We start from the raw sequence: 8,700 nt of genomic DNA on the forward strand, positions 1-8,700 counted from the left end.
GATGCCAGACCTGATTGTGATGCTGGGGGATAAACTATGCGTTATGACGCCGACGCACAGACGTTGCTGGCTTGGTATGACACACATGCCAGAGATCTGCCGTGGCGTGTCAGTCCGACCGCGCGCAGCGCTGGCATCTGCCCCGATCCCTATCGCATCTGGCTGAGCGAAGTAATGCTGCAGCAGACCACTGTGGCGGCAGTCCGGGAGTATTTCATCCGCTTCATCACTCTCTGGCCCACAGTGGCCGATCTGGCGGCCGCACAAGATGGGCAGGTCATGGGGGAATGGGCAGGTCTCGGTTACTACGCTCGAGCCCGCAACCTCTTGAAATGCGCGCGCGCGGTTGTCACCGATCACCAAGGGCACTTTCCTGCCACCGTAGAGGAACTGCGTGCCCTACCGGGGATCGGACCGTATACTGCGGCGGCGATTGCTGCGATTGCCTATGACCGGCCAGCGGTGGTGGTCGATGGGAATGTCGAGAGGGTGATGGCACGGCTGTATGACATCCACACCCCCCTGCCCACAGCCAAGCGAGAACTGACAGAGGCCGCAGCACGCCTCACGCCGCAGACCCGGCCCGGCGATTATGCGCAGGCAGTAATGGATCTCGGCGCCACCGTTTGCACGCCCAAGTCTCCTGCCTGTGGGATATGTCCTTGGGTGACGGCCTGCGCTGCGCGCAAAGCAGGGACAGCGCCGGACCTACCTAAAAAGCTGCCCAAGGAGGCCAAACCGGTGCGGCTCGGATATGCCTATGTGGCGCAGCGCCAAGATGGCGCTTGGCTTCTGGAACGCCGCCCCGAAAAAGGGCTGCTCGGCGGCATGCTCGGATGGCCCAGTAGCGACTGGAACGACGCGCCGCCCCCTGCTCCGCCCATAGAAGCAGATTGGATCCAGGTCGACGCCGAGGCACGTCATACGTTTACCCACTTTCATCTTCGACTGACTGTGCTCGTCGCTCGCCTGCCCCACGATGCGCAGCCGAATCGAGGCGATTTTCTGGCCGCAACAGCCTTTCGCCCCACAGAGTTACCCACCGTCATGCGAAAGGTATTTGACCTCGCGCACGCGGCATTGAAAGATATGGCATGATACACGTCCGAAACGTCTAAGGAATGGTCTATGGTCCCCGCGACTGAGGTTGCCCAACTGCATCGCGCATTGCCCTTTTGGATGTCGCTCTTTCTACTGCCCGTGGCGGTGCTGGGGGCGCTCCATGGCGGTTGGACTGTGATTTTGCTGCCGCTGACCACTTGGTATTTCTTTTCGATCCTCGATGCCTTTCTCGGGCTCTATACCGAGAATGCCGATCTTGAGACGCGCGAGGAGCAACTGACCTCGTATCGCGCCGTCACCCTGATCTGGGCACCGTTGCAATTCGGCCTGCTCTTTTGGCTGATCTGGTATGTCACCGGCCCCGGAGACGCGCATCTCAATCCGCTGGAAACCATCCTGCTCTTCTTTGGCGTCGGGGTGATCACCGGCACAGTGGGCATCAACTATAGCCACGAACTCATGCACCAGAAAAACCGGGGCGAGCGGTTTCTGGGCGATATCCTCTTGGCCATGGTCCTCTACTCGCATTTCCGCTCCGAGCATCTTTTGGTGCATCACCGCTACGTGGGCACCCCCCGCGATCCAGTCACGGCGCGCTATAATGAAGGGTTTCACCGCTTTTTCCCGCGCGTGCTGCGGCAAAGCTGGCATTCGGCCTTCAAGGCCGAATCCGACATGCAGGCCCGCCGCGACCGCCCATGGCATGATCTCAAAAACCCCTTCTTCAAATATTGGGCGCTGCAAGGGTTCATGGCGCTTTTGGCGCTGCTGATCGGCGGCTGGATTGGCCTCGCTCTCTTTGTCTGGCAGGCGTTTATTGCGATCTGGCAGCTAGAGCTTGTAAATTACATCGAACATTACGGGCTCACGCGCAAACATCTGGGGGGCGGCAAGTATGAGCATGTCCAGCCGCGCCATAGCTGGAACGCGGCGCACAGGGCGTCGAACTGGCTGCTGATCAACCTGCAACGCCATTCGGATCATCATTACAAACCCGATCGCCGCTTTCCGCTCTTGCAGAACTACACCGAGGCGGACGCGCCGCAATTGCCCTATGGCTATCCGGTGATGACCATGGCCGCCATGGTCCCACCAATCTGGCGGCGGGTGATGAACCCCCGCGTGCGCCGCTGGCGCGAGATGTATTACCCCGAGATCACCAATTGGCGGCCCTATAATCGGGCCAGCAATCCGATGCCGAAATAGGGCGCGCGCCATCACCAGAGAATTCGCGCGGGCACACCCAAAAGCTCTAGAAAATCGCCGCCATCACGCCGCAACCGGCTCCAGCAAATGCCCTGTCTTCACATAAATCAGACAGCCCTCATCGGAATAGGGTTTATGCTCTGACAGATGCGGGCTGCGGACCCAGCTTCCCGCCGGATAGCGACCATGCTCATCCGCAAAGGTGCCTTCGATCACGAAAATCTCTTCGCCGCCCCAATGCCGATGCGGCGTGAACCGCGTGCCGGGGGCCCAACGCACCAAGGCCACGTTCTCATTCACCGTCGTATGAAGCGGCAGCACACTCAGCCCCTCGACCAGACCGGGCCGAAAATCGGCGCTCTTTGTGTCGATATGGAATTGCTCGGTATCCGACCGATCAAACTGGTAGAGCTTGACGAGGATCGTGCAGCCCTCCTTGGTATGCGGCTTATGACTGGTGCCAATCGGATTGCGCACATAAGATCCCGCCGGATAATCGCCGCTCTCGTCGGAAAACACACCCTCCAGCACCAAAAATTCCTCGCCGCCGCCGTGGGTATGGGCGTCAAAATACGACTCGGGCGCGAAACGCACGAGGGTGGTCGCGCGCGCCACCTCATCACCGATCCGGTCCAGCATCATCCGCTCGACCCCCGTGGCCGGCGACTGCACCCAATCATAATCCTCTGGCCTGACCACGACACGTTGGGAAAAATCTGCATTGATGCGCATTGCGTCTCTCCTGATCTTTGGAAGATTTAGACATAAACCTGCCGGATCAAAGATCAATCTATCTGATGTGCCCGTGCGTCCAATAGAAAACCCCCGCGAGCCTGAGGCTGCGGGGGTTTATCACCCTCATATCCGGCGATTAGCTGGTCTTTTTGCCCTTGATCGGTGCCCAGATCCGCTTGTTGGTCAGATAGAGCAACACCGAGAGGATGGTCAAAAAGATCACGCCGCTCAGGCCCGCATGCTTGCGCGCCATCATCTTGGGCTCTGCGGTCCACATCAGGAACGCCGCGACATCCTCGGCCTGTTGCTCCAGCGAAGCTGCGGTGCCGTCGTCATATTCCACATCGTCGCCCCAGAGCGGCTGCCCCATGGCGATCCAGCTACCGGGGACCGTGTGATGCCCATGCTCGTCCTTGCACTCTGCGGGATAGCCACCCGCGGTAAAGGCCGCGTTATACGAGCCGGTGAAACCCTCCGGCGCACATTCCGGTGCCTCGTGATAGCCGGTCATCAGCGAGTAGATGTATTCCGCCCCGCCCATCCCGTTGAAGAGCTGGCTCAGACCGGTGCCATAGGGACCATGAAATCCGGCCCGCTTCTTGGCCATCAGGCTCAGGTCCGGGGCCCCGGCCGAGGTCACAGCCGGGAAATGGTCGGTCGGCGTGGCCGGACGAAAATCGTCAAGCTCCGGATCGAACACCTCGAACTGCTCGGAATAGGCGAAGACCTGATCCTCGGGCAGGTGCGGCCCGCCCTCATCGCCCAGGGTCCGCAGCGGAACATATTGCAGGCCGTGGCAGGCCGCGCAGACCTGCGTATAGACCTTCAGACCGCGCTGAAGCTGGTTCTGGTCGAACTTGCCGAACGGACCTTCAAACGAAAAGGCGACGTCCTCGATATGCCCCTCGCCCCCGGCGGCCAACGCGCCGCCGGTCGAGAGGGACAGGGCCACAAGGGCCGCAATGCCTGTTGTCTTGAACATTGTCATCCGTCCTTTCTTATTCGGCGGGCGTGTGGGCCTTGCCATAATGCGCATCGAAATCTTCCTCGATGGTGGCAGGCTGGGCCTCAGGTTTCTCAATCACGCCCAAGAGCGGCAGGATCACCAGGAAATAGGCGAACCAATAGGCCGATGCGATCAGCGAGATCGTCGAATAGGGCGGCTCTGCGGGCATTGCCCCCACCCACATCAGAACGACAAAGTCGATCACCAAAAGCCAGAACCACCACTTGAACATCGGGCGATAGCGGCCCGACCGCACCGAAGAGGTATCAAGCCAGGGCGCGAGCGCCATCACCGCAATGGCACCGAACATCGCCAGCACGCCAAAGAATTTGGCATCCACGATACCACCGGTGATCCAGTTGGCGAACATCACCACCCAGACATCGGCAGTAAAGGCGCGCAGGATCGCGTAGAATGGCAGGAAATACCATTCCGGCACGATATGAGCGGGCGTGACCAGCGGATTTGCTTCGATGTAGTTGTCGGGGTGGCCAAGGTAGTTGGGCATAAAGCCGACAACCGCAAAGAACACCACCATGATCACCGCAAGAGCAAAGAGGTCCTTGATCACGAAATACGGCCAGAACGACACCGTATCGCGCTCGGCATCGGCCTTGGAGGTGCGGCGAACGTCTACACCGGTGGGGTTGTTGTTGCCCGTGGTGTGGAACGCCCAGATATGCAGCGCCACCAGCGCCGCGATCACGAACGGCAAGAGGTAATGCAGCGAGAAAAAGCGGTTGAGCGTGGCATTGTCCACCGCCGGCCCACCCAAGAGCCAAGTCTGGATCGAGTCGCCAATGAACGGGATCGCGCCAAAGAGTCCGGTGATCACCGTAGCCCCCCAGAACGACATCTGGCCCCAAGGCAGCACATAGCCCATGAACGCCGTGCCCATCATCGCCAGATAGATCAACATGCCGATGATCCACGTCACCTCACGCGGGGCTTTGTAAGAGCCATAATAGAGACCGCGGAAAATGTGCAGATAAACCGCGACAAAGAACAGCGACGCGCCGTTCATATGCAGGTAGCGGATGAAATGGCCGCCGTTCACGTTGCGCATGATGTGCTCGATGCTGGCAAAGGCCAGATCGACATGCGGTGTGTAATGCATCACCAGAATGATGCCGGTGACGATTTGCAGCACCAGACAGAACGTCAGAACGATCCCCCAGATCCACATCCAGTTCAGGTTCTTGGGCGTGGGGATCATGATGGTGTCATAGAGCAAGCCGACGATGGGAAGGCGCGAATGAAGCCATTTCTCGCCGCCCGTCTTGGGCTCGTAGTGATCGTGCGGAATTCCGGACATTTGCGCGTTTCCTTATCCCAGTTGGATCGTGGTTTCGTCGATGAAAGAAGCGACGGGAATCCACAGGTTCTCAGGCGCCGGACCCTTGCGGATACGGCCAGCCGTGTCGTAATGCGATCCGTGGCAGGGGCAGAACCAGCCGCCAAAATCGCCCGAACCGTCGCCGATGGGCACACAGCCCAGATGGGTGCAAACTCCGATCATCACCAGCCATTCGCCCGCCTTGTCCAGCGTGCGGTTCTGGTCCGATGCATCAAGCGCCATGTCGTTGCGGTTCTGTGCATTCTGGTCCGGCAGTTCCGTCAACTCAACGGCACGGGCGGCTTCGATCTCTTTTTCCGTGCGGCGACGGATAAACACCGGCTTGCCCAGAAACTTGACGCTGATCTGCGTGCCGGGCTCAACACCCGAAACATCCACGCGGATCGAGGACAGGGCCTGAACATCCGCCGAGGGGTTCATCTGGTTGACGAGCGGCCAGATGGCCGCGCCTGCGGTCACGGCGCCCGCGCCTGCGGTCGCATAATAGAGGAAATCCCTCCGGGTGCCTTCGTGATCTTCTGCGTGGGACACGAGAATTACTCCCTATATATCAGAGCCGCAAGCGGCCTCATACGATGTTTGGCCACGGGATTCCCGCAGTCAGTCTGTGCGGCTATTTAGCGGGGCTTTGGGGGGCCGTCCAGCCTGCAATACCTCAAGAAGTGATCGGAGCGCGCATCTGTCGCGCTTGTGATGCTCGGATCACAGACCCGAAGCAACTTATAACCTCCATCTTAGGTGCACTTTGGTCACCATCATGGCGATCTCCACGAAAATGAAACAAAAACCCACATATACGAAAGGGGCCAGTTTCACCTTTTCACGTCACGGATCAGTCTCGCAGCACCTACGCTATGGATCAGGCTGGTGCCGTTTTTACCATGCTGTCACGTGCAGTGAACCCGGCATACCACTCCGCAAGCGCGGGGTTTCCCGTTCGCCAATTGCGCGTGTCATGGCGGAAATCGAGATAGGCCAGCGCACAGCCCATGGCGATGTGGCTCATGTCGAGCGGTCCCGCCAGATGGCTCATCCAGCGCGCCTCCACGGCATCAAGCGCCCGCGCCACCTTGGCCCATTGCCCCTCGACCCAAGGGGCATAGCGCATCTCTTCGGGCCGAAACCGCGCCTCATATGTCATCGACAGCGCCGCCTCCATGATACCCTCGGCTATCGCCTCCAGCGTCAGCACCTCCCAGAGCCGCGCCTCGGGATAGAACCTGCCACCCGCGCGAGCATCCAAATACCGCGTGATCACCCGGCTGTCGTGAATCGCCGGACCATCGAGCCGCACCAGCGCGGGGATCTTGCCCAGCGGGTTGGCCGCCGCAGCCTGCGGATCGGTCTCCAGCGGCGTGGTGGTCACATCGACCACCTCGACCTGATCCGTCAACCCGCTCTCCAGCAAGAGCACACGGACCTTGCGAACAAAGGGGGACAAAGGCGAGGAAATGAGTTTCATGGCGCGCTCCGAATACTGTTCGGCGCGACCCTAGGCCCAGCCCCCGGCGCTGTAAAGCCGCTCACGCAGGCGGCGCGCGCATCCAATCCGCCAAGAGGTCGGTCTCTTGCCCCTGCCCCGCCGGGCCCAGATGATCGGCGGCGCGCAGGCGCACATCCTCGGGCTTGTTCTGCCCCAATTTCCACGTGCCCGCGATCTCATCCACCCGCATCGCACAGGGCACGATCTGCCGCATCATCCGTTCGAGCACCTCGGGGGTCATCTTGTCCGCCCTCCATTCCGGCTTTGGCAAGAGCCGCGCCTCGAATTCCGCAGATTGCCGGTCCAGCAGGTCGCGCATCCCCTCTTGCGGCTGCAATGTGACCTCACCCACCAGATGCACAGCCACGTAATTCCACGTGGGCACCTGATCCTCGACCCCATACCAGTCAGGCGAAACGTAAGAATGTGGCCCCTCAATCGCCAAACGCGCGCGGACTGCCCCCCCGGACATCAGCCGCGCAATCGGGTTGGACCGCACCAGATGAAACTCGACCAACGTACCCTCGGCGTTCAACAGAAACGGAATATGGCTCATCAGCGGCCCCTCGGGACTGCAAACGGCTAAAATTCCAAAGCCACGGGCGCGGGCGAACTCCAGATTGCGCGCGCTCGGCGTCTGGCGAAAGGCGGGGTTGGGATGCATGGCCCTAACCCTCGCACCGGGGGCAGAGAATATCCCCCACCGCCTGCGCCACCCGCAACAGCCGCTCCTCCGCATAGGGCTGACCGCAGAGCGTGAGACCGCAACTCGGCACCCCCGTCGGCAGCGTAACGGCACAGAGCCCCAAGAGATTGGCCACCCGCGTGTTGCGCAAGGTGAGCAGGTTCTCAGTCACGTAATAGTCAGGGTCGGCCAAAAGCCGCACCTGATCGGGCGGCAGGTTGGGGGCCGTGGGCATCAGCACCGCGTCATAGCCCGCCACCCGCGCGTTCCACACCGCGCGCAGCGCCTCGAGCTTGCGCCACCCCGCCACGTAATCCGCAGCACTTATATCCTTGCCACTGCGGAACCGCTCCAGAATCGGCGCAAACATCTTGCCCGGTGCCGCCTCGATCACCTCACGCCAGAGACCATAGGCCTCGCCCGTGAACAGCACCGGCGAGAGCGGCAGCGCCTCGGCCACCTCGGGTGCTTCGATATCCTCAATGACCGCGCCCGCATCGCGCAAAGCGGCCAGCGCCGCCTCATGCGCGCGCGCGGGCTCGGGGCGAATATCCTCCATCACCCCGGTGCGCAGCACTGCAAACCGCAGCCCCACCAGCGTCGGACCGCGCAAATCCGCCGGTTTTCGCCCCTCCAGCGCCGCCAGCATCAAGGCCGCATCCTCGACCGAGCGCGCCAGCGGACCCACCGTGTCAAACCGCAGGCAGAGCGGCACCACCCCCTGCAAGGAAACCCGCCCAGCCGTAGTCTTGAGCCCCACCAGATCATTCCAAGCCGACGGGATTCGCACCGACCCGCCTGTGTCCGACCCGATCCCGCAAGGGGCCAGATCAAAGGCCACGCTAGCCGCCGCTCCCGAGGATGACCCGCCCGGCACGGCATCGGCGTTGTTCACGCAAGGCGGCGTTGCCGTTACCGGGTTGAGCCCCAAACCGGAAAACGCCAACTCGCTCATATGCGTCTTGCCCAAACAGACCAGCCCCGCAGCCGTTGCATTGTGCAAAACTTCGGCGTCACGTGCTGGCACCCGGCCCTTGAGCAAAGCCGATCCCGCCTCGGTCGCGATACCTGCACTGTCAAAGAGATCTTTCCAACTGACCGGCACCCCGTCGAGAAGGCCCAGACGCTGCCCCGCCTTGGCGCGCGCCGCCGCCGCCGCCGCCTCG

Annotated in this window: 9 protein-coding genes; 2 read left to right on the forward strand and 7 right to left on the reverse strand. The window is 61.2% G+C overall.

Features of this window, described 5'->3' with window-relative positions; translation table 11 throughout:
- Positions 1 to 36: 36 nt before the first annotated feature.
- Positions 37 to 1,098 (forward strand): A/G-specific adenine glycosylase, encoded by a 1,062-nt coding sequence (gene mutY, locus VR71_RS01905; protein WP_045680703.1) that lies wholly within the window; start codon positions 37 to 39, stop codon positions 1,096 to 1,098.
- Positions 1,099 to 1,128: 30 nt separating this feature from the next.
- Entirely contained in the window at positions 1,129 to 2,268 is a 1,140-nt protein-coding gene (locus VR71_RS01910; protein ID WP_045680705.1) for an alkane 1-monooxygenase, read from the forward strand.
- 63 nt (positions 2,269 to 2,331) lie between these two features.
- Here the strand turns inward: VR71_RS01910 and VR71_RS01915 are convergent, their stop codons facing one another.
- The 7 genes from VR71_RS01915 to VR71_RS01945 form a co-directional block, all read right to left on the reverse strand.
- On the reverse strand, positions 2,332 to 3,000 hold the full coding sequence (locus tag VR71_RS01915; RefSeq protein ID WP_045680707.1) for a cupin domain-containing protein: 669 nt from the start codon (positions 2,998 to 3,000) through the stop codon (positions 2,332 to 2,334).
- 139 nt (positions 3,001 to 3,139) lie between these two features.
- Entirely contained in the window at positions 3,140 to 3,991 is an 852-nt protein-coding gene (locus VR71_RS01920; protein ID WP_009817462.1) for a cytochrome c1, read from the reverse strand.
- A gap of 10 nt (positions 3,992 to 4,001) precedes the next feature.
- Complete coding sequence (gene petB, locus VR71_RS01925) at positions 4,002 to 5,324, reverse strand: cytochrome b (protein ID WP_009817461.1); 1,323 nt, start codon at positions 5,322 to 5,324, stop codon at positions 4,002 to 4,004.
- 12 nt (positions 5,325 to 5,336) lie between these two features.
- A complete protein-coding gene (petA, locus tag VR71_RS01930) occupies positions 5,337 to 5,897 on the reverse strand; it encodes a ubiquinol-cytochrome c reductase iron-sulfur subunit (protein WP_045680709.1) in 561 nt (186 codons plus the stop codon).
- A gap of 328 nt (positions 5,898 to 6,225) precedes the next feature.
- Entirely contained in the window at positions 6,226 to 6,828 is a 603-nt protein-coding gene (locus VR71_RS01935) for a glutathione S-transferase (protein ID WP_009817459.1), read from the reverse strand.
- 61 nt (positions 6,829 to 6,889) lie between these two features.
- Positions 6,890 to 7,513: an FMN-binding negative transcriptional regulator gene (locus VR71_RS01940; RefSeq protein WP_045680711.1), complete on the reverse strand. Its 624-nt coding sequence runs from the start codon at positions 7,511 to 7,513 to the stop codon at positions 6,890 to 6,892.
- Between the two features lie 4 nt (positions 7,514 to 7,517).
- On the reverse strand, positions 7,518 to 8,700 hold a 1,183-nt coding region (locus tag VR71_RS01945), incomplete at its 5' end, for an amidase (RefSeq protein ID WP_045680712.1).

Source organism: Roseovarius sp. BRH_c41 (assembly GCF_000961715.1).
GTDB lineage: Bacteria > Pseudomonadota > Alphaproteobacteria > Rhodobacterales > Rhodobacteraceae > Roseovarius.